The organism is Mesorhizobium sp. B2-1-1 (assembly GCF_006442975.2).
Lineage (GTDB): Bacteria > Pseudomonadota > Alphaproteobacteria > Rhizobiales > Rhizobiaceae > Mesorhizobium.
Map to the genome: position 1 here is coordinate 2,825,139 of NZ_CP083954.1, position 24,857 is coordinate 2,849,995.

General features: G+C 62.9%; 23 protein-coding genes and 1 pseudogene. 19 read left to right on the forward strand and 5 right to left on the reverse strand.

Annotated features, from left to right (window positions below):
* Positions 1-5 precede the first annotated feature (5 nt).
* Genes FJ972_RS13915 through FJ972_RS13925 form a run of 3 tightly spaced genes read left to right on the forward strand, consistent with a single transcriptional unit; the run spans position 6 to position 2,810 of the window.
* On the forward strand, positions 6-842 hold the full coding sequence (locus tag FJ972_RS13915) for an ABC transporter ATP-binding protein (RefSeq protein WP_140499899.1): 837 nt from the start codon (positions 6-8) through the stop codon (positions 840-842).
* A gap of 12 nt (positions 843-854) precedes the next feature.
* Positions 855-1,754 (forward strand): ABC transporter permease, encoded by a 900-nt coding sequence (locus FJ972_RS13920; protein WP_140521551.1) that lies wholly within the window; start codon positions 855-857, stop codon positions 1,752-1,754.
* Positions 1,755-1,790: 36 nt separating this feature from the next.
* Positions 1,791-2,810: an aliphatic sulfonate ABC transporter substrate-binding protein gene (locus tag FJ972_RS13925; protein ID WP_140521552.1), complete on the forward strand. Its 1,020-nt coding sequence runs from the start codon at positions 1,791-1,793 to the stop codon at positions 2,808-2,810.
* Positions 2,811-2,861: 51 nt separating this feature from the next.
* On the opposite strand, the gene FJ972_RS13930 is transcribed toward FJ972_RS13925, so the two are convergent.
* Positions 2,862-3,890 (reverse strand): LacI family DNA-binding transcriptional regulator, encoded by a 1,029-nt coding sequence (locus FJ972_RS13930; protein ID WP_140521553.1) that lies wholly within the window; start codon positions 3,888-3,890, stop codon positions 2,862-2,864.
* 459 nt (positions 3,891-4,349) lie between these two features.
* Between FJ972_RS13930 and FJ972_RS13935 the strand changes: the two genes are divergently transcribed.
* From FJ972_RS13935 to FJ972_RS13975, 9 genes are all read left to right on the forward strand, one after another.
* Complete coding sequence (locus FJ972_RS13935; protein WP_140521554.1) at positions 4,350-5,447, forward strand: Gfo/Idh/MocA family protein; 1,098 nt, start codon at positions 4,350-4,352, stop codon at positions 5,445-5,447.
* 42 nt (positions 5,448-5,489) lie between these two features.
* The gene (locus tag FJ972_RS13940; RefSeq protein ID WP_140499891.1) at positions 5,490-6,404 is read left to right on the forward strand and encodes a sugar phosphate isomerase/epimerase family protein; all 915 of its coding nucleotides are present in this window, start codon (positions 5,490-5,492) and stop codon (positions 6,402-6,404) included.
* A 55-nt stretch (positions 6,405-6,459) separates the two neighbouring features.
* Complete coding sequence (locus tag FJ972_RS13945; protein WP_140499889.1) at positions 6,460-7,404, forward strand: substrate-binding domain-containing protein; 945 nt, start codon at positions 6,460-6,462, stop codon at positions 7,402-7,404.
* A 43-nt stretch (positions 7,405-7,447) separates the two neighbouring features.
* Positions 7,448-8,467 (forward strand): ABC transporter permease, encoded by a 1,020-nt coding sequence (locus FJ972_RS13950; RefSeq protein WP_181165269.1) that lies wholly within the window; start codon positions 7,448-7,450, stop codon positions 8,465-8,467.
* A gap of 2 nt (positions 8,468-8,469) precedes the next feature.
* A complete protein-coding gene (locus FJ972_RS13955; RefSeq protein WP_140499887.1) occupies positions 8,470-9,246 on the forward strand; it encodes an ATP-binding cassette domain-containing protein in 777 nt (258 codons plus the stop codon).
* Between the two features lie 4 nt (positions 9,247-9,250).
* Positions 9,251-10,432 (forward strand): aldose 1-epimerase family protein, encoded by a 1,182-nt coding sequence (locus tag FJ972_RS13960; RefSeq protein WP_140499885.1) that lies wholly within the window; start codon positions 9,251-9,253, stop codon positions 10,430-10,432.
* A gap of 85 nt (positions 10,433-10,517) precedes the next feature.
* Positions 10,518-11,600 (forward strand): fatty acid desaturase family protein, encoded by a 1,083-nt coding sequence (locus FJ972_RS13965; protein WP_140500160.1) that lies wholly within the window; start codon positions 10,518-10,520, stop codon positions 11,598-11,600.
* A 28-nt stretch (positions 11,601-11,628) separates the two neighbouring features.
* Complete coding sequence (locus FJ972_RS13970) at positions 11,629-11,940, forward strand: MocE family 2Fe-2S type ferredoxin (protein WP_140515869.1); 312 nt, start codon at positions 11,629-11,631, stop codon at positions 11,938-11,940.
* A gap of 49 nt (positions 11,941-11,989) precedes the next feature.
* On the forward strand, positions 11,990-12,790 hold the full coding sequence (locus FJ972_RS13975; RefSeq protein ID WP_140521555.1) for a 3-methyl-2-oxobutanoate hydroxymethyltransferase: 801 nt from the start codon (positions 11,990-11,992) through the stop codon (positions 12,788-12,790).
* On the opposite strand, the gene FJ972_RS13980 is transcribed toward FJ972_RS13975, so the two are convergent.
* Both FJ972_RS13980 and FJ972_RS13985 read right to left on the reverse strand, forming a co-directional pair.
* A complete protein-coding gene (locus tag FJ972_RS13980) occupies positions 12,755-13,240 on the reverse strand; it encodes an aromatic amino acid lyase (protein WP_413466336.1) in 486 nt (161 codons plus the stop codon). The two genes, FJ972_RS13975 and FJ972_RS13980, sit on opposite strands and share 36 nt — an antisense overlap.
* Positions 13,189-13,416 (reverse strand): annotated as a pseudogene (locus FJ972_RS13985) (ornithine cyclodeaminase family protein); the annotation flags it as partial. The pseudogene FJ972_RS13985 and the gene FJ972_RS13980, both read right to left, overlap by 52 nt.
* A 37-nt stretch (positions 13,417-13,453) precedes the next feature.
* Between FJ972_RS13985 and FJ972_RS13990 the strand changes: the two are divergent.
* From FJ972_RS13990 to FJ972_RS14020, 7 genes are all read left to right on the forward strand, one after another.
* Positions 13,454-14,989 (forward strand): DHA2 family efflux MFS transporter permease subunit, encoded by a 1,536-nt coding sequence (locus FJ972_RS13990; RefSeq protein ID WP_226880587.1) that lies wholly within the window; start codon positions 13,454-13,456, stop codon positions 14,987-14,989.
* A 170-nt stretch (positions 14,990-15,159) separates the two neighbouring features.
* On the forward strand, positions 15,160-16,146 hold the full coding sequence (locus FJ972_RS13995) for an ABC transporter permease (protein ID WP_140521556.1): 987 nt from the start codon (positions 15,160-15,162) through the stop codon (positions 16,144-16,146).
* A 118-nt stretch (positions 16,147-16,264) separates the two neighbouring features.
* Positions 16,265-17,290, forward strand: a complete 1,026-nt coding sequence (locus FJ972_RS14000; RefSeq protein ID WP_140499876.1) for a sugar ABC transporter substrate-binding protein — start codon at positions 16,265-16,267, stop codon at positions 17,288-17,290.
* Positions 17,291-17,519: 229 nt separating this feature from the next.
* Positions 17,520-19,643, forward strand: coding sequence for an ABC transporter permease (locus FJ972_RS14005; RefSeq protein ID WP_140521557.1), 2,124 nt, complete (start codon positions 17,520-17,522; stop codon positions 19,641-19,643).
* Positions 19,640-20,689 carry a hypothetical protein gene (locus FJ972_RS14010; protein WP_140521558.1) on the forward strand — a complete coding sequence of 350 codons (1,050 nt, stop codon included), beginning with the start codon at positions 19,640-19,642 and terminating at the stop codon, positions 20,687-20,689. Before FJ972_RS14005 ends, FJ972_RS14010 begins: the two co-directional genes overlap by 4 nt.
* Positions 20,689-22,185: a sugar ABC transporter ATP-binding protein gene (locus FJ972_RS14015; RefSeq protein WP_140521559.1), complete on the forward strand. Its 1,497-nt coding sequence runs from the start codon at positions 20,689-20,691 to the stop codon at positions 22,183-22,185. The genes FJ972_RS14010 and FJ972_RS14015 overlap by 1 nt, the downstream gene beginning before the upstream one ends.
* 258 nt (positions 22,186-22,443) lie before the next feature.
* Positions 22,444-22,851 carry a carboxymuconolactone decarboxylase family protein gene (locus FJ972_RS14020; protein ID WP_140499869.1) on the forward strand — a complete coding sequence of 136 codons (408 nt, stop codon included), beginning with the start codon at positions 22,444-22,446 and terminating at the stop codon, positions 22,849-22,851.
* Positions 22,852-22,862: 11 nt separating this feature from the next.
* Here FJ972_RS14020 and FJ972_RS14025 read toward each other — a convergent pair whose 3' ends face one another.
* Positions 22,863-23,750 (reverse strand): amidohydrolase family protein, encoded by an 888-nt coding sequence (locus FJ972_RS14025; protein ID WP_181167212.1) that lies wholly within the window; start codon positions 23,748-23,750, stop codon positions 22,863-22,865.
* Entirely contained in the window at positions 23,750-24,826 is a 1,077-nt protein-coding gene (locus FJ972_RS14030) for a vWA domain-containing protein (RefSeq protein ID WP_181167242.1), read from the reverse strand. The genes FJ972_RS14025 and FJ972_RS14030 overlap by 1 nt, the downstream gene beginning before the upstream one ends.
* Positions 24,827-24,857 lie beyond the last annotated feature (31 nt).

A 24,857-nucleotide genomic window follows, 5' to 3' on the forward strand; every position in this document is an offset into this window, starting at 1 on the left:
AGGACATGGACCGCATCGTCGTCAGCGATATCAAGAAGACCTTTCTGCTCAAGCCGGGGCAGTTCGTCACCGTCGACGGCGAGGAGACCGACCGCGTCACCGTGCTCGACGGCGTCGATCTTTCGATCCGCAAAGGCGAGTTCATCACTTTGGTCGGCCCGAGCGGCTCGGGCAAATCTGTGCTGCTCGACATCATCGGCGGGCTGACGCAGGCGAGCGGCGGCGATGTCCAGCTCGACGGCCGGCGCATCACCAGGCCGGATCCTAAGACCGGCTATGTCTTCCAACAATATGCGCTGTTTCCCTGGCGCACGGCGCTGGCCAACATCGAATACGCGCTGGAGGTGCGTGGCGTCGCCAAGGCCGAGCGCACGGTGACGGCGCGCCATTTGTTATCGTTGTTCGGTCTTGCCGGTTTTGAGGACCGTTTCCCCAACCAGCTCTCCGGGGGCATGCAGCAGCGCGTGGCGATCGCCCGCGCCTTGGCGAGCAACCCGGAAGTGCTTTTGATGGATGAACCCTTCGCCGCACTCGACCAGCAGACGCGCGAGCTCCTGCAGGGCGAGTTGCTGCGGATCTGGGGCAAGATCAAGACAACAGTGATCTTCGTTACCCATTCGATCGACGAGGCAATCTTCCTCGCTGACCGCGTGGTGGTGATGACGGCGCGGCCGGGCGCGGTGAAGGAGATCATAGACATCGACCTGCCACGGCCGCGCGACGGGGACATCCGCGCCAGCGCCGGATTCAACGGATATCGCGGCCGCGTCTGGGACGCGCTGCGCGATGAGGTCAACAAGGCGCAAAAGGACTGGACGCTGTCGCCAGCCTTCAGTCATTGAGGAGGTAGAGCCATGGCTTATCTTACCGAAAAGTTCGGCCCTGCCGGCGCTCTTCATCTGTTTGCCGGCGCCGGCGAGACGGCGGCCGCCGCAAGAGTCCCGGCCATCACCGCCCACAGTGCCAAGGTCCGGCGCAAAGGGACGAGCCACGGGACTTTCCTTTACGGCTTGCCGCTGCTCGGCCTGTTCTTTCTCGTGTGGGAAATCGCGCCACGGCTCGGCTGGTTGAACCGCATCTTCTTTCCGCCGCTGAGCGAGGTGCTGGTCGCTTGGTGGAACCTGCTCGCCTCGGGCGTTCTGGTCGAACATATCGGCATCAGCCTGCAGCGCGCTGTGATCGGCTTCGCTCTCGGCGTGGTGGTGGCCATTCCGCTCGGCCTGCTGATGGGGCGCTACTCGCTGTTCGAGAAGGTCTCTGACCTGCTTGTGCAGACGCTGCGCAACACCTCGCAATTCGCGCTGCTTCCGGTGTTCATCCTTTTGCTCGGCATCGGCGAGGAATCGAAGGTGGCGATCACCTTCTACTCCTCGGTCTTCTTTCTGCTGGTCAACACGATCAGCGGCGTCAAGTCGGTCGATCCGCTGCTGATCAAGGCGGCGCGCTCGATGGGTACGTCCGACTTCGACCTGTTCCGGAAGGTTATCCTGCCGGCCAGCATCCCCTCTGTTGTCGCCGGCGCAAGGCTGGCGGTGAAGTCGTCGCTGTTCGCGGTGATCGGCGCCGAGATGCTGGCGGCCAAATCCGGCCTCGGTTTCCTTATTCAGAACTCGCAGTTGATGATGGAAACGGCGGACATGTATGCCGGCATCCTGACGCTGACCGTCATCGGGCTCACCGTCAACTATTTGCTCGTCTGGTTCGAGCGCTGGGCGACCGCCTGGAAAGGCCAGTCCGAGTCCTCGCTCATCTGAGCCGTTCACTCATTCCAATCAGCAAGGATGTTCCTCATGTCCAACATTGCATTCGACGGATTTCGCCGGCTGTTCCTGAAGGGCGCCATTGCCGTCGTCATCGGCCTTGGCGGCATGCCCGCCTTCGCGCAGGACAAGCCCGAATTCATCCGCATCGGCAGCACCGCGCCGGGGCACCTCAAATTCGTCCTCGCACAGAAGGACGGCTGGTGGGAAAAGGAGTTCGCCAAGGACGGCATCAAGGTCGAACTTGTCACCTTCAATGGCGGCTCCGAGGCGACGACGGCGCTTGCGACAGGCGCCATCGAATTCACCTATACCGGCAACAATCCCGCGTTGCGCGTCGCCGCCTCCGGCGCCGATGTCAAGCTGATTGGCCTGTCGAGCTATGTGCGGTCGGGCGGCTCGTATATCGTGGTCAAATCCGACTCTCCACTGAAGACGCTGCAGGACCTCAAAGGCAAGAAGGTCGCCTATCTCACCGGTACGGTGCGGCACTCGAATTTCAGCAAGGCGCTGAACAGCGTCGGCCTGACGACCGGTGATGTCGAGGGATTGAACCTGCCTTTCGAGGCATCCGGCCCGGCACTGCTGCGCGGCGACATCGACGCCCTCGTCGAAACGGATTCGACCGCGGCCAAGCTGGTCGACACCGGCGAGGCACGGGTGCTCTTCGACACCAGCACCCATCCGGAATGGAACGTGCCGAACGTTATTTCGGTCAACGGTGCCTTCGCGGCGAAATATCCCGACCTGGTCAAGCGGCTGCTGAAGGTCGACATCGAGATTTCGCGCTGGGCCGATGCCCATCCCGACGAGACGATCAAGACATTCGTCGAGGCGACCAAGTCGTCGGAGAAATCGGTGCGCAAGACCTATGCCGACGGCGTCTTTCACCAGGATCCGAGGCTGCCCGACGATGCGATCGAGGCGCTCAAGGGCGAAGAGAAATTCATGGCCGGTGCCGGGCTTTTGAAGGGCTCGATCGACTACGGCAAATGGATCGACAAGAGCTTTGTCGACGCGGCCGGCGCGGAAGTCGCGGCCGTCCAGTAGCGGGCGTGCTGAACGGGCAGGGGTTCCGGCGCCGCTCCATTTCAGAGAGTGTCAGATCTCTGGGATGTTCTCCTTGAAGATCACCTGGAGCCTCGGCTGGTGCAATTCGTAAGGCAGTCTCCGGACCGCATGGGTCAAGGTGTTGAGCGCTTCGCGCGCTTCGACGCGCGGGTTCTGGTCGATGACCGCGTCGAGCGTGCCGTCGAGCAGAAGCTCCTTGGTGCCTTCGGTTACCTCATGGCCGAGGAAAACCATCGAGATCGCACGGCCGCGCTCCTTGAGCGCGCGGGCAATGCCGGTGTTGCCCGCGCCGACATTGTAGATCGCGGCCAGGTCGGGGTGCCGCTCCAGAAGGGCTGATGCCTCCGAATAGGCCTTTTCGCGGTCGTCAAGCATCTCGCGCATTTCGACGATCTCCAGATTGGGCGATTCCTCGGCCAATATGTGCCGGAATCCCATCTCGCGTTCCTCATGGCCGCGATAGGAGAGCGAGCCGGCGAACAGCGCCACCTTGCCAGGACGTTCCGAGCCCATGAAACGGTTGAGCAGGTAGCCGGCCAGCCGCCCGGCGGCGCGGTTGTCGATGCCGATATACGCGACCCTTGGCACATGCAGGATGTCGGAGGCGATTGTCACCACCTTGACGTCGTTGGCCGACAGCGAGCGGATGGCCTCGCGCACCGTTGGATGGTCGAGCGCGATGACCCCAACGCCCTGCGTCTGGCCGCGCAGATCCTGCAAAAGGCGTGCGAGCCGGTCGGGATTGAAACCCTCAATGGTGGTGATATGGACATCGAGATCCGGCCGCGCCAAGGCTTGGGCTTCGATGTGGCGATGCAGCATCTTGATGAAGGAATTGGTGCCGGCCGGCAGCGCGAAGTCGAGCCGGATGACATCGCCGGACAAGGGCTTGAGAGGTGCCCCGTTCGCGCCTTCGGCGATGTAGCCAAGACGCTGCGCCATTTCGAGCACGATTTCGCGCGTGCGCGCCCGCACCCCCGGACGGTTGTTGAGAACACGGTCGACGGTGGCGGCGGAAACGCCGGCTTCCCGGGCTATGTCAGTCAGGGTGGAACGCACCGTCTTTCATCTCCTCAATGCATCAGGATCACGCAATGCCGACCGCCGGCCGGGTGGCGACTGCTCTTCGCCATCCGCGATTCTGATGGGAAATGATGTATCCGGCCTTGGCCGATGCGCAAGCCGCCGGGCTAAATCAGATCGCCCGGCAGGATCGCATCGCCGTGGGAAGATAGATTTCCCATCAAATCGAGGCATCAGGAGCGGTGTATGGATTCCGGTATGACGCATTCCTTCGCCTTTCTGCTAGATTGTGAGGTGTTTTGATTATTCATGATGTTGACAGCCTTCCGTGACTGCCGTCAATATCCCTCATGGGCTCGTGGAGGAAACATTGGCCCCGAGGGAGGGAATTCCAATGCCTGATCCGATCCGCATGCCGCGGCTCCGGTTGCCAGCATCTGGAGGCGCGTTGGCGAGATGACGACGGCCGCGAAGACAGAATTCTGGGAGGAAGACATGGCAGGCAAAGGCTTCGAGCCGGACGTGAAGGTTCGCACCAGCGAATTCAAGATCGGCTGCGTCGGCGCCGGCATGATCATGGCTGAATGCCATCTCGCGGCCTATAAGGAAGCAGGCTTTCCTGTCGTGGCGATCGCTTCGCGTACAAGGGCGAATGCGCAGAAGGTCGCCATGCGCTGGGGCATTCCGACCGTCCACGACACGCCGGAACGACTGATCGAGGATCCGCAAGTCGAGATCATCGACCTGGCTTTCCCGCCGGACCAGCAGCCGGCGCTGATCCGCCACGCGCTGAAGCAGAAGCACATCAAGGCGATCCTGGCGCAGAAGCCGCTGGCGCTGTCGGTCGAGGAAGCGGTGAAGCTGCGCGACGAGGCGGCGAAGGCGGGCAAGATCCTCTCGGTCAACCAGAACATGCGCTACGACCAGTCGATGCGCGTGCTGAAGCAGATCATCGACAGCGGCGCGCTCGGCGACGTCGTCTTCGCGCAGATCGACATGCATGCGATCCCGCACTGGCAAGGCTTCCTCGAGGAGTACGACCGGCTGACGCTTGCCAACATGAGCGTGCATCATCTCGACGTGCTGCGTTTCCTGTTCGGCGATCCCGATGAGATCACCACGCTGACGCGCAAGGATCCGCGCACGACTTTCGAACACACCGACGGCATCACCGTCTCGACGCTGCGCTTCCCGTCCGGCGTGCTCGCCGTGTCGCTGGAGGATGTCTGGTCCGGTCCGCGGCAAGAAGGCTACAAGGACGACCAGCACATCAACTGGCGCGTCGACGGCACCAAGGGCGTCGCCAAGGGCACGATCGGCTGGCCGACCGGTGCGGCCTCGACGCTCACCTATGCCTCGGCCGAGACAACGGATGGCGAGTGGGTCAGCCCAAGCTGGGACACGATGTGGTTCCCGCATGCTTTCATCGGCGTGATGGAACAACTCCAGCACGCCGTGAAGACAGGCACGCCACCGGCGCTTTCCGTCGCCGACAACGTCAAGACCATGGCGCTGGTAGAGGCGGGCTATCGCTCGATCGCTTCGGGCCGCACGGTCAAGCTTTCCGAAATCTCGACAAACCCGATCAATTGAAATCACTGGTAACTGAATCGCTTACAGGGAGGAATTCACACCATGATGCAGGCAGGTATTTTCACGGGCTATTTCCCGTACGGCCTCGAAGAGACGGCGAAGAAGATCCGCGGGCTCGGTTTCAACACGGTGCAGCTCGACCTGCATTTCAGGGATATCGACCTGTCCGCCGGGCAGATCACCAAGGACAAGGCCAAGACCGTGCGCGATGTCTTCCGCGACCACAACCTGCCGGTCTGCTGCGTGTCGGGCTACACCAACATCATCCATCCCGACAAGGCAGAGCGCGACAAGCGCGTCGGCTACCTCAAGGAGATCATCCGCAACGCCCGCCATTTCGGCTCGCCCTACGTGATCTCGGAAACCGGCACCTACAACACCGAATCCGACTGGGTGCACCACCCCAAGAACAAGACCGAGGAGGGGTTCGAGGAATGCCGCAAGGTGATATCAGATCTTGCCCAGACGGCCTATGACCATGGCGCGGTCTTCCTGCTCGAAACCTATGTCAACAACGTCGTCGGCTCGGTCGAGGAGACGGTCAAGATGTTCGCGCAGGTCGATCACCCGGGCCTTGGCCTGCTGATGGACCCGACCAACTATTTCGAGACGCACAACATCGACCGGATGGACCAGATCCTGAACCAGGTGTTCGACACGTTGACGGACAAGATCAGGATAGCGCATGCCAAGGACGTCAAGCGCTCGGGCAGCGACAAGTCGGAAAAGCACGCCGACATCGGCGATGAGGATGCCATGGAAAGCCACACCTTCCGCGGCGTCGGCGAGATCGAACTGCCGGCGCCCGGCCTCGGCTCGCTCAACTACGACCTTTATCTTCAGCGGCTTGCCGAGAAGCACCCGAACATTCCGGTCATCATCGAGCACCTGTCGGAAGACGACGTGCCGCGCGCCAAGACATTCCTCGACGGGAAGTTCCGCGCCAACGGCCTGTGACGGCCGGCCGCGCCGCCTGTGCATGGCGGCACGGCTCCAAACAAGGAGGAAAGCAATGTTGAAATTTGCATTGAAATTGGCGGCCGCCGCGACTGTGCTTGCCGGCATCGCGTTCGGGTCGGCCGCGCAGGCACAGGACGGCCAGAAGACCTTTTATCTACTGTCGCATGGCGGCCCGTCGGATGCGTTCTGGATCGACTGGAACGCCGGCGCCACAAAGGCCTGCGACCAGCTCAAGGTGACCTGCAAGATCTCCTTCAGCGGCGGCGACATGGCGGCGCAGAAGGAAGCCTTCAATTCCGCGCTTGCCGCCAAGCCCGATGGCATCGCCACCACCTCGGCGCAGCCTGGCCTGTGGACCGAGGAGGTCAAGGCGGCGAAGGCCGCCGGCATCCCGATCGTGTTCTTCAACACCGACGATCCGGCGACGGGGCGGCAGGCCTATGTCGGCGCCGACCTGAAGGAGGCCGGCACGATCTGGGCAAAGTATCTTGTCGACCACAAAATGGTGAAGCAGGGTGACAAGGTCTTTCTGCCGGTCGAAGTCCCCGGCGCAAGCTACCAGCAGCTCGAGACCGAAGGCATCGCCAGCGTCTTCGATCCGCTCGGCATCAAATATGACGTGGTCGATTGCGGCACCGATCCGGCCGGCATCATCGCCAAGATGACCGACTATATGGTTGCCAACAATCCGCCGGCGATCATCGCGCTCGGCGATTCCGTGGCGGCCAGCGTCAAGCGGGTCTTCGACGGCGCCGGCGTGCCGGCAGGCAAAATCCCGGTCGTCGGCTGGGGCAATTCGAAGGAGACGGCGCAAGCCGTCCAGGACGGTTTCGTCAACGCTGCGGCCTGGCAGTACCCATCGGCGCAGGGCTTCATGCCGGTAGCACTGCTCGGGCTTGCCGCCTCGGGCGAGCCAATCGGCTACGACATCCACACTTTCGGTCTCTACGACGCGTCGAGCGTCGAGCCGATCCTCAAACTCTACGACAAGAAGTGAAAATGGACGCCCGCCGCGCCGGCGGCGGGCGCCTGCAAACAGCATGGTTCAGAACGTCATGGCAGTCACCGCGGAAGAGGGCGCAGCAAGCGCCAGGAGCAGGTCGAGGCTGATGCGCTCGCCGCAATTTTCCTCGTTCATCATCCTCGTCGTCCTTCTCGTGGTATTCGCGATCGCGGACGGCAATTTCCTGTCGCCGCTCAACATCTCCAACATGATGGCGTTCCTGCCCGAGCTCGGCATCATCGCGCTCGGCATGACGCTGCTTCTGACGGCCGGCGAGTTCGACCTGTCGGTCGGTGCCGTATTCGGCCTGGCGCCAGTGGTCGTGATGCTTCTGGTGCAGAACGGCGGGGTGGATATCGGCGTCGCCCTTCTGGCTGGACTTTTACTGTGCATCGCGATCGGGGCGATCAATGGGGTGATCGTCACCAAGATCGGCATCTCGTCATTCCTGGTGACCCTGTCCATGCTGCTGATCGTGCGTGGCGCGGCCCTCTACATCACGCAGGGTTTCCCGCTGAAGTCGTGGGACCAGCCTGGCTTCTTCGTGACGCTGCTTGCCGGCAGCTTCAATATCGGCTCGTTCCGCTTCTACACCTCGCTGTGGTGGTTCGTCGGCCTGTCGCTGCTGGCAATCTACGTCCTGCGCTATGCCAAGCTCGGCAACTGGATCAGCGCCATCGGTTCCAACCGCAACGCGGCAGTGGCCCGCGGCGTGCCGGCGGACGCCGTCAAGATATGGCTGTTCATCGCCACCTCGGTGCTGGCCGGGCTTGCCGGCATGATCAGCGCCTTTCGTATTTCGGCCGCTTCGCCGGTGGCCGGCACAGGCTATGAGCTCGAAGTGATCGCCATGGTGGTGGTTGGCGGCACGGCGCTGACCGGCGGACGCGGCACCATCCTGGGCACCATCGTCGGCGCGCTGATGCTGCGCGCCATCCGTAACGGCATCGTGCTCGTCGGCGTGCCCGGCCTCGCCTACAACATCTTCGTCGGCGTGATCATCCTCGCCATGCTCATCCTGCATGCTTTGCTGCAGAAAAACGCGGCAAGGAGCTGACTATGATGCAAGAAGTGCTTCGGCTGCAGAACCTGCAAAAATCCTTCGGCAGCGTGCGCGCGCTGAAGAATGCCTCGCTGACGCTGAGAGAAGGCGAGATAGTGGCCCTGCTCGGCGACAATGGCGCCGGCAAATCGACGCTGATCAAGGCGATCTCCGGCGTCTTCCCGGTCGATCGCGGTGACATCTATGTGCGCGGGCAGAAGGTTTCGATCCGCTCGACGCGCGACGCGATGGATCTCGGCATCGAGACCATCCACCAGGATACGTCGCTGGCGCCGGATCTCAGTATCGCGCGCAACCTCTTCCTCGGCCGCGAACCGGTCAATTTCAAATGGTTGGGCGTGTTTGCGCCGCTCGATCTCGCCAAGCTGCGCGATGCTGCCTCCTCCCTGCTGAAGCGCGTCGGCATCTCGAAGAAACTCGACGCCGACGCGCTGGTCTCAACGCTGTCGGGCGGCGAGCGCCAGTCGATCGCCATTTCGCGGGCCATGCAGTTCGCCGCCAAGGTGATCATCCTCGACGAGCCGACCAACAATCTCGGCGTCGAGGAAACCCATGGCGTGCTGCGCTTCGTCAAGGAGATGCGTCAGGCCGGCCATTCGGTGCTGCTCATCACCCACAACATCCATCACGTGTTCGAGGTTGCCGACCGCATCATCGTCATGCGCCGCGGCGAGATCGTTGCCGAGCAGACGGTCGCCGATACCGATCTGCTGACCGTGGAAAGCATCATCACCGGCGCCGACCTGTCGGCTCTGATGAAGAGGGCGCAGTGACGGCATGGTAGAGCTTTATGGCAAGACGCTCTCGCGCCGGCAGGTCTCGGAACGCTCCGGCATGCTGTCGCAGTTCGCCGGCGTGCGGCTGATGACGCTCGGCGACGGGGTGGAGCGCGGTGTCCGCATGCTGGAGTTCCGCACCGGCTCCGGCCTGCGCTTCACCGCACTCGTCGACCGCGCGCTCGACATCGCCGATTGCGACTTCAAGGGCCAGGCGATCGGCTGGCACTCGCCGGGCGGTTTTCGCAACCCCGGTCTTCACGACTATGAGGGGGAAGGGGGGCTGGCCTGGGCGCGCTCCTTTTCCGGTTTGCTGGTCACCTGCGGCCTCGACCATATACTGGGTCGGGAAGAGGTGCCGGCCGAGAACTACAACTATCCCGGCAAGAAGACCGTGATCCATTCGCTGCATGGCCGTGTCGGCACCATCCCGGCGCGGCTGACCGGCTACGGTGAGGCGTGGGACGGCGACCGCTGCGTGCTGTGGGCCGAAGGCATCGTCCAGCAATCGGCGGTATTCGGCGAGGATCTGCATCTGATCCGGCGGATCGAGGCGGATGTCGGCGGCAACGAGATCCGGCTGTCCGACCGCGTCGTGAACCATGGCTTCAATCGCACGCCGCATATGTATTTCTACCATGTGAATGTCAGTCATCCCCTGCTTGACGAGGGCTCACGCTACCTCGCGCCAATCCGCGACGTGGTGTGGGCCGGCCATGCCGGCGAGCGCTATGAGGCGCAGAAGGTCGGCTACCGCACCGTGCCGGAACCGCGAATGGGGTTCAGCGAACAGGTCTGGCAGCATGAAATGGACGCCGATGGAAAGGGCGAGGTACCAGTGGCGGTGGTCAACGACCGGCTCGGCCTCGGCTTCGAAATGGTGACGCGGAAAGACCAGCTGCCTTGCGCCTATCAATGGCAGAATTTCCAGGCCGGACACTATGCGCTGGGCATCGAGCCATCGACGCATCATGTGCTCGGCGATCTCGCCGCGCGCGAACGCGGCGAAATGATCTGGCTGGAGCATGACGAAGGCCGCGCCTACGATGCCGTGTTCCGGGTCCTGGACGGCAGGGAAGCGATCGCCGGCGCCGAAGCCAGGATTGCGGCGATCGCCCGCCAGCCCGAACAGGATTATCCTCGGCCTTCCGGCAATTTCCGGAGACTGGCGGGCCCGGCATGAGCGCGACATGTATTCAAAGCAAGCCCTCCGGCCGGCGGACCGGATTGCGAGCGGTGCGAGAAGTTTGGAGGCCCGTGTGAAGACGATGGCAAAAAAGCGGGATTACAGCCTGGTCGGTGAAAGCACCAGGGCCGCGATCGAGACCGGCCTGGCCTCCGCCGAATGGTACCACACCGATGTCCCCCGCAAGGTGATGAAGGAGCTGATGCAGCGTTCCGACGGGCCGGCGATCCGCGACACCATCATCTGGATTGTTGCGATCCTGGCCTCGGCCGCCGGCATCATATGGTTCTGGGGCTCATGGTGGGTGGTGCCGTTCCTATTCATCTACGGCGTGCTCTACGGCTCGTCTAGCGACTCGCGCTGGCACGAATGCGGCCATGGCACGGCCTTCCGCACGCGCTGGATGAACGATGTCGTGTACCACATCGCCTCCTTCATGCTGATGCGCAATCCAGTGCAGTGGCGCTGGAGCCATGCCCGCCACCACACCGACACCATCATCGTCGGCCGCGATGCCGAGATCGCCGTCATGCGGCCGCCGGACCTGTTGAAGGCGGCGCTGGCCTTCACCGGCATTCTCGATTTCCGCTATTCGCTGCCGACGCTCGTGCGCCAGGCTTTCGGCAAGCTGTCCGACGAGGAAAAGAGCTATGTTCCGGAAATGGAATGGGCAAAGGCCGTGACGGCCGCGCGGTGGCATGTTGCCGTGTACATTGCGACGATCGCTGTCGCGGTCGTCCTCAGGTCATGGATACCGGTGGTGCTGATTGGTTTGCCGCGCCTCTACGGCACCTGGCACATGGTGACCACCGGCCTGCTGCAGCATATCGGGCTGGCCGACAATGTCGTCGACCACCGGCTCAACACGCGCACCGTCTACATGAACCCGATCAGCCGGTTCATCTACTGGAACATGAACTATCATGTGGAGCACCACATGTTCCCGATGGTGCCCTATCATGCGCTGCCCAGGCTGCATGAGCTGATCAAGCACGACCTGCCCGTGCCGAACCCGTCGATGTGGCATGCCTATCGCGAGGTCTGGCCGGTCCTGCTCAGGCAGCTGAAATACGAGGACTACTACCTCAAGCGCGAGCTGCCGCCGACGGCCAGGCCCTATCGCGGCGAATTCCATGAGTTCGACATGTCGGCGGCGGCTGAATAAGGATCGCGAATGGTTGCGGGAGACAGAGATGGTCGATTGGATTGAAGCGTGTGCGGTGGACGATGTCGAGGAAGAGGATGTCATCCGCTTCGACCACGGTGGCCGAACCTTCGCGATCTATCGCTCCCCGGACAATGAATTCTTCGCCACCGACGGTTTCTGCACGCATGAGAAGGCACATCTCGCCGACGGGCTGGTGATGGACGACATCATCGAATGTCCCAAGCACAATGGCCGCTTCAACTATAAGACCGGCCAGGCCAAGGGCGCGCCGGTCTGCGTCAATCTTGCGACCTATCCGGTGAAGATCGAAGCTGGGAAGGTGATGATCGAGATCTAAAGCGCGGCACACCGATCCGGCACCGCGGCAAGCAAAAGAGGAACGTTTAATGAGCCGAAAGAGACCGACCGTCGCCGACCTGCGCGCCATGAAAGGCAAGCGTCAGCTGACCATGCTGCGCGTGCTGACCCTGGACGAGGCGGAAGCTGCCGAGCGGGCAGGGGTCGATATCGTCTCCGTGCCGCCGGAACTCGTGCTCAACCCGCAATACCGCGATGCGGCACCGAGCCTGTTCACCATGCCGGGAGACAATTTCTACGAAATCGGCATATCGGATGATTTCCTGCGTTGGGCTTTCCGGCTCTACAAGGCCGGCGCCGACGCGGTCTATTGCAGCGCGGGCTACGCCACCATCAAACGCATGGCGGACGATGCCATCCCCGTCATCGGCCATGTCGGCCTCATTCCATCCCGCGCGACATGGACCGGCGGCTTCAAGGCGGTCGGCAAGACCGCCGACACCGCCATGCAGGTGTTCGAAGCGGTGAAACAGCTCGAGGCCGCCGGCGCGATCGGCGCCGAAATCGAAGTGGTGCCGGTCGAGGTCGCCAAGGCGATCTCCGAGCGTACCTCGCTGATCATGCTGTCGATGGGCGCGGGCACCGGTTGCGACGCGCAATATCTGTTCGCCGAAGATATCCTCGGGCAGAATCGGGGCCACATGCCACGACACTCCAAGGTCTATCGCAACTTCGCCGCTGAATATGATCGGTTGCAGGCGGAGCGGGTGGCCGCATTCTCCGAATATGTCGCCGACGTCAACAGCGGCGTCTATCCCGAGGACAGGCATGTGGTGCACATGGACCCGGCCGAGCTACGTCTGTTCCTCGACAAGGTCGGCCGGGGCTAAGATCGGCTGCCAATTCCCATCGACAAGCGCGGCATGAAGCGCTTCGGCTTCGATGCCGAGCGGCCGATCCTCCTTCAGCGCCGGCACCAGCGCGCGTGTCGCCTTATGGATAGCGGCCATGCGCGGCGCCAGCGTCTGCCCGTCGCGCAGGTCGACGGCCTGGGCGGCCGCCATCAGTTCGAAGGCGATCAACCGGCGCCACAGTGCGATCATGGCGGCGCATTTCGAAACGGCCAGCGGCGTCTGCGTGGCATGGTCCTCGACGCCCTCGGAGACGGGCAGGAAATCGAGCATCACCGGATTGGCTTTGTGGCGGATGGCGGCCAGGATCGATGTTACCGCCTTCTGCAGCGGCACGAAGCCGGCCGATGCGCCGCCGACCGGCGACAGGTATTTCGGACCGCGCTCATCGTGCCATAGGGCACGACCAGCGTGCCACGCTTGATCCACTCGGTCTTCAGCAGCGGCTGCGGTTCCGGCAGCCGCGAGGCCTCGACGACGATGTCGGCGCCTCGACGCAACTTTGCCAGTCGGCCACAGCCTTGACCGGGTTGCCGAGATCGGTGGAGAGCCTGGCGGCAAAGCCGTCGCGGCTTTTCCGGCCGGCGCGAATGGACACGGATCTGGACGTCGCCGGCCAAATGCTGTTCAAAGCGGTCCGTCATGACTGCCATCCCCGAGACTGAAGTTTTAGCCGACCCAGCCAGCAATTCGCGGCGTGTGGCGCTGATCGTCGCCATTGCCTTCTTCATGCAGCTCTTGGATTCGACGATCATCTCGACGTCGCTGCCGCAGATGGGTGCCTCCTTCGGCGTGCCGGCGGTGGCGATGAGCATCGGCATCACCATCTATATGCTGACCATGGCTGTGTTCGTGCCCCTGTCGGGCTGGCTCGCCGACCGGTTCGGCGCGCGCAACATCTTCCTGGTGGCGATCGCACTGTTCACGCTGGCTTCGCTCGCCTGCGGCTTCTCCGAGAATCTCACCGAGTTCGTCGCGGCGCGCGCCGCGCAAGGGCTGGGCAGCGCATTGATGACGCCGGTCGGCCGCATCCTGGTGCTGCGCAACGCGTCAAAATCGGAACTGCTCAACGCAACCGCGCTCATCACCTGGCCGGCGCTGTTCGCGCCTGTCGTTGGTCCGGTGCTTGGCGGTTTCATCACCACCTATCTCTCCTGGCACTGGAATTTCTTCATCAACATCCCGCTTGGGCTGATCGGGCTGGCGCTGGTCGCCCGCTTCATCCCCGGTGACCGTGAAGCCGATCCCAAGCCACTCGACTGGCCGGGTTTCTTCCTGACATCGGCGGGACTTGCTTGCCTTCTCTGCGGCCTCGAGCGTATCGCGCATCCCGACGACGGCGTGCTGCCGACGGTGCTGCTGGTCGCGGCAGGGATCGTCATCGGCTGGTTGGCGGTGCGGCATCTCCGGCGCGCGCCCCATCCGCTGCTCGACCTGTCCTCGTTCAAGGTGCTGACCTTCGCCATCTCGACGCTTGCGGCCGGCACCATATTCCGCGTCGCGATCAACGCCACGCCGTTCCTGCTGCCGCTTTTGTTCCAGGTCGGCTTTGGCATGAGCCCGGTCGATGCCGGCATGATGATCCTGGCCTATTTCCTCGGCAATCTCGGGATGAAGACGGTGACGACGCCGATGCTGCGCCACTTCGGCTTTCGTTCGGTGATGGTCGTCAACGGCGTCATTGCGTCCGCATCGATCATGGCCTGCGCGGCGATCTCGCCGCAGACGCCGCAGGCGCTCGTGGTGGGGCTGATGCTGATCGCCGGCCTGTCGCGTTCCATGCAGTTCACGGCGCTGAACACGCTGGCCTTCGCCGATGTCGCCGCGGCGCAGCGCAGCTCGGCGGCGACGCTGTCCTCGATGCTGCAGCAGGTGGCAATGCTGTTCGGTGTGGCGATAGCTGCGGCGATCCTCAACCTGTCGCAGATCGCCAGGGCCCAGCCGGCGCTGGACCTCGTCGATTTTCGAGTCACCTTCCTGGTGATCGGCGTCATCGGGCTGGTGGCGTCGTTCCGTTTCCTGGTGTTGCCGAGGACCGCCGGCGCCGAGGTTTCCGGCCACATGGCCGGGAACCGAAAATTGAATTTTCCCATCCACCGCAGGGTTAAATTCCATCTTCGCCTTGCGCCTTGGTGTCGTGCTTGCGCAAGACGCAGGGATGGCGCAAACAATTGCTAAAAGTGCTGAAGTTTCCAGGCATTGCGCCAGCATCAGCAATCAATGCGTCCACATCGCGAGTCTCGTCGGCAGTCCGTGTTTTGAACGCGGATTCATTTGACGAACCGACGTTGAGCCGATTAGCTTTCTTCCCAGGGGCGGCAGCGCTGCCGCCGGGGTGAAGACAGACAATGAACGCGATCGGTCGGCCGAGTTTCAAGAGCCTGAACCAGGAAGGTATTGTCTTTGCCATAGCGGTGATGCTGTTCATTGCCGCGGCCATAGGCCTGCCGGGCTTCATCGCTCCGAACAATCTCGTTGCCATCGTTCGTTCGGTCTCGGTACTGGGCATATTGGCATTGGGCATGGCGGTCGTCATCATTGGCCGTGGCATCGACCTCTCGGCGGTGGCGATCATGGCGATGTCGGTCGCCTGGTATCTGCAGTTGATGAATTCAGGAACGCCTGACGGGCTCGCCTTCGCCTATGTGCTGGCCGGCGTGCTCGCCATCGGCCTGCTCAACGGCTTTCTCGTCGCTTACGCCGACGTGCCGGCGATCTTCGTGACGCTTGCCACCGGCTCCTTCGTCTTCGGCTATGTGCGCTCGCAACTGATCACGCAGGATGCGGTTCCGGTGCCGCAGGGCCATTGGGTGGAACTGCTTGGCGGCCTGCGCTTCCTCGACATTCCCATCGAGGTGTTCGTCTTCGCTGCACTGGCTTTCCTGTTCTTCCTGTTCCTGCGCTACACCAAATGGGGCCGCTACATCTATTTCGCCGGTGATAATCCGGTCGCCGCGCGCAACATCGGTATCCCAGTGCGGCCGATGCTGGTCCTGCGCTATGTGCTTTCCGCCCTCGTCGCGCTGATCGCCGGCCTGCTGACGGCGGCCAGCCTGCATTCGATCAACACCCGCGTCGTCAACTCGACGCTGCTCTACGACATCGTGCTGGTGGCGGTGATCGGCGGCATCGGGCTTTCGGGCGGACGAGGCGGGGTGCGAAACGTGCTGGTCGGAGCGGCGCTGATCGGCATCCTGCTCAATGCGATGACCATCATCGACATTCCGCTGCTCTACCAAAACCTGATCAAGGCGGCGATCCTGCTCGGTGCCATCATCGTCGACGGCATCATCAATCCGCGTGACGAACAGACCGCGCAGCAGGGCGACATCTAGAGCATGATCCCGAAAAGTGGGAACTTTTCGGAAAAGATCATGCTCAAACAGGAAGACTAAACCAAAGCGGACGGTTGGGGCCGGCCGTAAATAACAACGACCAACCAGAGGATGTGACATGAAACTGATCAAAACATTGATGGCCGCCGCGACGGCGCTTGCGGTCACCGCGTTCGTGGCGCCGAGCTTCGCTGCCGACGATCCGGGCCCCGCTGCCTATGCGCAGGCACTCAAGGGCAAACGCGTCATGCTGGTGCCGCTGGCGATGGGCTTCGACCTGGCGCAGGGCTGGGCGCACTATCTGAAGACCGAAGTCGAGGCCTGGGGCGGCACGTTCGAGACGCGCGATCCGAACTGGGTCGTCGATGCCGGCGCGCAGGCGATCACCGATGCCATCTCCTCCGACACCAGGCCTGACGTGCTGATCATCCACGCGCCCGACCTCAATTCCTACTCCAAGCTGATGAAGAAGGCGCAGGCAGCCGGCACCTACGTGATCCTGGTCGACAATCCCGCCAATTTCCCGGCCGATGCCTTTGTCGGCAGCGATTGGGACCGGCTCGGCCAACTCGAGGCGGAAGCCGCGATCAAGGGCTGCGGCGAGAACTCGTCCAAAAAGATCGGCCTTGTGCAGGGCGATCAAGCGAACTCCTCCAGCCTTTATCAGTACGCCGGCATCATGAAGGTACTGGAAAAGCATCCCGAGTTTCAGGTCGTGGCCAAGCCCGACTCCAACTGGGATGCGACCACCTCGCGCAATGTCACGACGACGATGCTGCAGCAGAACCCCGACATCTGCTCGATCATCGACTTCTGGGATGGTGATGCTACTGGCGCGTCGGCCGCGATCCGTGATGCCAAGCTCGAGGGCAAGGTTTTCCTGGTCACCACCGGAGGCGGCGAAAAGGCGGCCGACTGCGACAAGCTGCAGGACGGCACTTATGGCGCGGTTGTCATGACCGACCTTGCCCGGCAGTCGGGGGACATGAACGCCATCATAAAGTTCCTGCTGCAGAGCGGCCAGCCGGCCGGCACGTCGCACACCTACATCTACACGCTGGAGAAGGCGACGACCAAGGCCGACCTCAAGCCCGACAGCTGCTGGGACCTGAAGGCGCTGCAAGCGGAAGCTGCGGCGAAGTAGGTCGCGAGTTTACGCCTGATATCAACATGGCGGCCGGGTTGTACGTGGACAATCTCCAACCTCGGCGCTGCCCCTCACCTTACCCTCTCTTCGTGAAAACGGGGAGAGGGGGCGTCTTCACGGGGAGAAGGTGCCGGCAGGCGGATGAGGGGCAGCGGCGAAGTTGAGAATTGCTCCGGAGCGATTACCCGGCCACCTTTTTCTCTTCTCTCGCAATAGCAGTGACCTGATGTCCTTTCGCGAACGCCTCCAGGCCTGGCGCTACAATCTCGTGCCCGACCATCTGGTCGGCGAGATACTGACCAAGCGCTGGACCGACAATGCCATTCCCTTCCTGGCACTGGTGGCAACACTCGGCGTGTTCGGTTCAATCATTCCGGGCTTCTTCAAACTGACCTCGCTGCAGGAATCGACCCGCCAGCTCGGTGAATTCTCGATGGTCGTCACCGGCATGACGGTGGTGATGCTTGGCGGCGGCATCGACCTGTCGGTCGGCTCGATCTTTGCGCTGTCCTGCTTTTCGGCCGTCTATGTCTTCTTCATCCTCGAACAGTCGATCTGGCTGGCGCTGGCCGCTTCGCTTGCCGCCGGCCTCGTCTTCGGCGCCGTCAACGGCTATCTCGTCGGATACCTCAGGCTGCGCGCCTTCCTCACCACGCTGGTGACCTTCATTTTCGGGCGGGCGCTGTTCGACATCCTGGTCACCACCTATGCCGCCGATGTGCAGCTGTCCCAAGCCACCTCCGATGTGCTCGACTTCATCGGCGACGGCACCTTCTGGGGCCTGTCGGTCTCGGTGTGGTTGGCCATTATCCTCGCCATCGTCACTCATATCGCGCTGACGCGCTCGCGGCCCGGCTGGCATGTGCTGGCGGTTGGCGGCTCCCGGCGCTCTGCCCACAATGCCGGCATCCGTGTGCGCCGCACCGTGTTCATGACTTATGTCTTCTCAGGCTTCTGCGCCTCGATCGGCGGCTTCCTCATAGCTTGCCGGCTGAGCGGAGCAGGGCCGGGCACCGGCCTCAACCTTGAGATCATGGCGCTGACCGCGGCGGTGGTCGGCGGCGTCAGCCTCGGCGGCGGGCGCGGCTCGGTGATCAAGGGGCTGATGGGCGCCATCATCGTGCTCAGCATGACCAACGGTCTGATCAGGCTGGGCTACGGCACCGGCACCAACCAGATGGTGCTGGGCATGATGCTGGCGGTGGCGGTGACGATCGACATCCGCTGGCTGAAGAACCGCCACAAGGTGCTGAACGAGGTCTATGTCGCGCCGGTCTATCTCAGGATGGGCGAGACGCAGTCGGCGGCGCCCGGCTCCGGCACATCATACGAACTCGACGACAGGCTGTCGGGCGCCGACCATATCGGGCTCGGCGAACTGGAGGGACCGGAAGATGTCATCCTCGACCGTGACGACCACCTCTATTGCGGCACGCGCCATGGCGAGATCGTCCGCTTCTTCGCACCGGACTATGTGAAGTCGGAAGTGTTCGCTCATATCGGCGGCTTTCCGCTCGGCCTTGCCTTCGACAAATCAGGCAATCTGATCAGTTGTGTCGGCGCCATGGGGCTCTATTCCGTCTCGCCCGATCGTGAGGTCAAACGCCTGTCGGCCGAAACGTCGCGCTCCTGGACATCGGTCGTCGACGACGCACGGCTGCGCGATCCCAACGACTGCGACATAGCACCGGACGGCCGCATCTATTTCACCGACTCGACCAAGCGCTACGACGCGCATGACTGGGCGCTGGATTCGATCGAGAACCGCGCCACCGGCCGCCTGCTGGTCTATGATCCGAAGGACGGATCGACCAGGACGCTGCTCGACGGCTACCGCTACACCAACGGCGTGTGCATGGCGCATGATGGCAAGTCGCTGTTCTTCGCCGAGAGCTGGGCCTGCCGTGTGCATCGCTACTGGCTGGAAGGGCCGAAGGCCGGCACCGCCGAATGCGTCATCCGGGACATGCCGGGCTACCCCGACAACATCAACCGCGCTTCCGACGGCAATTACTGGATGGCGTGGCTCGGCATGCGCACCCCGAGCTTCGACCTGTCGCTGCGCCATCCCGACATGCGCAAGCGCATGACACGCCGGCTGCCGCAGGACGAATGGCTGTTCCCCAACATCAACACCGGGGGCGTGGTGAAATTCACGGAGGAGGGCGACATCGTCGAAGCGATGGGCGACCTCTCGGGCGGCGCGCATCCGATGGTCACCTCGATGCGCGAGCACAAGGGTTTTCTGTTCGTCGGCGGCATCCTCAACAACCGCATCGGCCGCTACAAGATCTCGGGTGCCGATCCGAACTGGACCAGCCCGGCTTCCTATTGGGGAGCAAAGCGATGATCCTCGATCCCATCCTGGATTTATTTCGCGGCAAGGCGGTGACGATCCCGCCGCTGGATGGCGCTTTCCGACCCAACACGCAGCTTGACGATGCGCCGGCGTTTGCCGAACTGACCGAACCGGACAATCTGCTGATCTCTGGCGACAAGCTGCTCGTTTCCAGCGGCAACGCAGTCTATTCGATTGCCGCCGGAACCGCGCCCAAGCTGGTCGAGACCTTTTCGTCCACCATTTCCGCGCTGGCGCTCTCGCCATCGGGCGAGCTGACGGTCGGATTGGAGAGCGGCAAGCTGCTGGTCGGCGGCAGGGATGTTTCGCTACCGGCCGGTGTCAGCTGCATCAACGCGCTCGCCTATGCCGATGACGGCGCTCTGTGGCTGGCCAATGGTTCGGCCGAATTCGCACCATCACAATGGACGGCCGACCTGATGAAGAAAGGCGCGTCCGGATCGCTTTGGAAGCAGGATGCGGCAGGCGGGACCTTCCGCAAGGTGGCCGGCGCCATCGCCTTTCCCTATGGGCTCCATCCCGTCGGCGGGGATGTGCTGGTCAGCGAGAGCTGGCGCCATCAGCTCATCCGCTTCGATGCGGCAAGCGCCAGCCGCTCGACGGTATTGACCCATCTGCCCGGCTATCCCGCGCGGCTGTCGCCGGCAGCCGATGGCGGCGCGTGGCTGACCCTGTTTGCGCCGCGCAACCGGCTGATCGAATTCGTGCTGCAGGAGACGCATTACCGTCAGGACATGATCGAGCAGGTGCCGCCGGCCTATTGGATCGCACCGGCTCTGGCCTCAAGCCGCAGCTTCCTCGAACCGCTGCAATGCGGCGGCATCCGCACGATGGGCATCCACAAGCCCTGGTCGCCGAGCCGCTCCTACGGTCTGGTGGTCAGGCTCGACCAGAAGATGCAGCCTCGGTTCAGCCTGCACAGCCGCGCCAACGGCATACGTCACGGCATTTGCAGCGTGGTTGAAAAAGATGGCGAACTGTTCGTCGCCTCGAAGGGCGGCGACTGCGTGTTGGCTGTCGATGCCGGGGGGTTTTGATGGAACCAATCGTGCGCCTGGAGAATGTCACCAAAAATTATCGCGGCGTGCCCGCGGTCAAGAATGTCAGCTTCGAATTGCGCAAGGGCGAGATCCACGCGCTGCTCGGCGAAAACGGCGCCGGCAAGTCGACGCTGACCAAGATCATCGCCGGAGTGGTCGACGCCAGTTCGGGCAAGATGTTCCACAAGGGACGCGAGATCGCTTACGCCTCGCCGCATGCGGCGCTCGAGGCGGGCATCGCAATGGTGTTCCAGGAGACCAGCCTGGTGCCGTCGATGACGGTGGCGCAGAACCTCTATCTCGGCACCGAGAAATTCCTCAACCGGCTGCGCGGCACCTACATTTCGGCGCAGCAGTTCCTGCAGTCGCTGAATTTTCCGGTCGACCCGAACGCCATGGTGGCGACGCTTGGCGCGGCCAAGCGCCAGATGGTCGAGATCGCGCGCGCCGTGCACCACAATGCCGAGATCATTATCTTCGACGAGCCGACCGCGACGTTGACGCCGGAGGAGAAGCGGCACTTCTTCGCGCTGATTCGGCGGCTCAAGGCGCGCGGCGTCTCCATCGTCTTCATCAGCCATGCGTTGGAGGAGGCGCTGCTGATTGCCGACCGCATCACCATCCTGCGCGATGGCGAGTTGGTCATCACCGACGACACGTCGGCCTTCGATCGCGACCGGATCGTTGCCGCCATGGTCGGGCGCACGCTATCGGGGCAGATCTATCGCCAGCGCGACGAGGCCAAGCTGCGCAAGGCGGGCAAGAAAGTTCTGTCGGTGCAGGACATCTCAATGAGCAATGTCGTGCGCAACAATTCGTTCTCGATCTTCGAAGGCCAGATCACCGGCGTCTTCGGGCTGATCGGCTCCGGCCGTACCGAGACGTTCAAAATCGTGTCCGGCATCTACAAACGCGATTTCCTGCGCGGCGGGGCGATCGAACTGGACGACAGGCCGGTGCGCTATCTCGTGCCGAGCGAAGCGGTGGCCGACGGCATCGTCTACGTCACGGAGGATCGCAAGAGCGAAGGCATTTTCGAGACGATGGGCATTGCCGAGAACCTGTTCGGCGGGCTGCTGGCGGCCGGCCGCGAAAAAGGCTGGGTGATCAATCAGCAGGAGATGCGCGCGCTCTCGGCCGAATGGACCAAGACGCTGAACATCAGGGCGATCAACGACAATGCGCGCGTGGTCGAGCTTTCCGGCGGCAACCAGCAGAAGGTGGTGATCGGCAAGGGGCTGGTGCAGAAGCCGCGCGTGGTCATCTTCGACGAGCCGACGCGCGGCGTCGATGTCGGCGCCATCGCCGAGATCCACCAGATCATCAACCGGCTGGCCGACGAGGGTCTGGCCGTCGTCGTCATCTCGTCCTACCTGCCGGAGATCATGAACCTGTCCGACCGGATCCTGGTCTGCCGCCAAGGCCGCATCGTCGAAGAGTTTTCGCCGGCGGAGGCGACGGAGGAGAAGATTATGTATGCGGCGGTGCATTAGAGGGTGTGTCGGTATTCAGGTGAGGCCGGCCTGCAAACGCCGGCTTCCTGCGCTCCCGGTGCTCACGTACTTCAAGTACGCTCCGCTCCGGTTCTCGGAACCCGTCGTTTTCGACTCGGCCTGACCTGAATCTCGACACACCCTCGCGGTGCTGTTTGCGTCGCAAAAGGCGAATAGGCGAATGAAGTGAATGGATTGGCGGCGGCTGTTCAGCGTCCGATTCAAACGTCCGGCATTGAAAAAACGAAAGGAAACACCATGGCCACCACCAGACTCCTGAGCGATGCCGAGGTGGAGAAAATCCCGGCCTTAAAGGCGGTGTTCGACGACATCCGCGCGACGCGCAAATCCGATTTCGTCAATAATTTCTGGCGCGGGCTGGCCAATGATCCTGCGGCGCTGAAGCGTATCTGGGAACAGCTCAAGGCGGTGATGGTTGCAGACAGTGCGATCGATCCGTTGACCAAGGAGATGATCTACATCGCGGTGTCGACCGCCAATGGCTGCTCCTATTGCGTCCATTCGCACACCGCGGCGGCGCGCGCCAAGGGCATGACAGACGCACAGCATGGCGAACTGGTGTCGATCATCGGGTTGGCGGGACAGACCAACCATCTGGTGACGGCAATGCAGATCCCGGTCGATCCACAGTTCGAGGTGAAGTGAGGAAAAACGCGCTACACCGGCCTGTAAACCTTCTCCGCCGCGTTCCAGAAAATGTCGGCTTCCGCCGCCGTGCCATGCTTCTCCACCGCATCGCGGTGCGCCTTGATCAGTTCGGCGTGGCCGGTCCAGAGCTTCTCGATCGGGAAGTTCGAGCCGAACATCAGATGGTCGCTGCCAAGAATATCGATCGCATTGTCGATGATGTAGGCGATCAGCGCCGGGTCGTTGCGGTGAACGAAGGTGCCGAGGCCAGACAGCTTGGCGTAGAGATTGGGCGCCGCCGACAGCGTGCGCAGGCCGGCCTTCCAGGCTTCGGTGGTTTCCGGTTCCATGCCGGTCAGCATGCCGGCGTGGGTCAGGATGAAATTCGTCTCCGGGTTTTCGCCGACCAGCGTCAGCCCGTCCTTCATCTGGGCGGGGAAGAGCTGCAGGTCGAAGGACAGGCCGTAATCCTTCAGCCGCGCGACGTTGGCGCGGACCTTGGGGTCGATCACCTGGTCGGCCGAGGCGGCGAAGCGGAAGGCCGGGGTCTCGTGCCAGTGCAGTTGCATGCGCACGCCGCGCAGCAGCCTGTATTTCATCAACCGGTCGATCTGCGGCCTGACATCGTCCACCGTCATGTCGGCATAGCCGACGATGGCGTGCGGCCAGCCGGTCTCGTCAGCGGTCTTCTGCAGGAAGGCGACCTCCTTCTCGAAATCCTCCTTGGCCCAATTGGTCTGGACATAAACGGCTTTTTCGACGCCCGAACCTTTTTGGTCGGCCAAAAATTCATCGATCGGATAGTCGCGGCGGATCGGTTCGTAAGGGCCGAAGATGCGCGGCACCATCGGGCCGACCAGCCATGGTTGGTCCTTCTGGCGCCAGATGTGGAAATGCGCGTCGATGGCTTTCTGCATCACGATACCCTTTTCCAGATGGTCGCGGCCGCCGGGGCGGGGCGTGCGAGCGACAGGATGAAATCGGTGAGGCCGGCCAGCGACGAGCCGTCGACCAGATCGTCGAGGTCGGGCAGGATGGCGCGCAGCGCCGCTGTCGCCGGCTGGAAGCGCGGATCGCCGGCCAGCGGGGTCGCCAGCGACAGCCGGAAGGCGCGGGCGCTAAGCCTGCGCATGGCAATCTCCAGTTCAGCATGGTCGCCGCGCTCCAGCGCGTCGGAGAGAATGACGACCGCGGCGCCGCGCGTGAACGACGAAAAGCGCGGCACCGAGAGGAATGCCAGCAGGGTCGGTCCCATGCGGGTGCCGCCATCCCAATCGTCGACCTGGGCCGCCGCGCGCGCCAGCGCCTGATCGCGGTCGCGGATGCGCAATGCCGAGGTGATGCGGGTGAGCCGCGTGCCGAAGGTAAAGATCTCGGCGCGGTCCGCGCCCTGGACGGCGGCATGCGCCAGCTTGAGATAGTCGGCGGTGTGCAGCTTCATCGAGCCGGAGACATCGATCAAGAGCAGCAGTTTGCGCGGCACGGTCTGGCGGCGGCGCAGCAGCGGCGAGGGGACATCGCCATCTGCGCCGACGATTTCCCTGAGCGAGCGGCGCAGGTCGAGCTTGCCGCGCGAATGGGTACGCACAGTGCGGAAGGAACATCGGGCGGGCAGGGCCGATGACAGCTTTCGGCGAAACGCCGTCAGACTGTCGTCGTCGCGCTGGAAGTCGCGCGAGCTCAACTGCTCCAGGGCAGAAGACAACTCGCCGCCTTCCTGTTTCTGCTCGGCCTCGATCCGTTCGTCGTCGGCACCGCCATCATCCTTGATGCGCGTTTCCTCGTCTGCATCGCCTTCGATCACAGCTGACGCGTTGCCATAGAAATGGCTCTGGAAATGCGCTTCGAATTCGTCGCGGCGGTCAGGCGGCGGCGCTAGTGTGGCCAGGGCCGCCTCACGGATGTCCGCCATCGAGCGCGGCCCCAGCAGGGTCACGGCCTGCATGAAACGGGAGACTTGTTCCGGGGCAATAGCGAAGCCGTAGCGGCGCAGCAGGCGAGCGAAGCTGAGCAAGGGCGTTGCG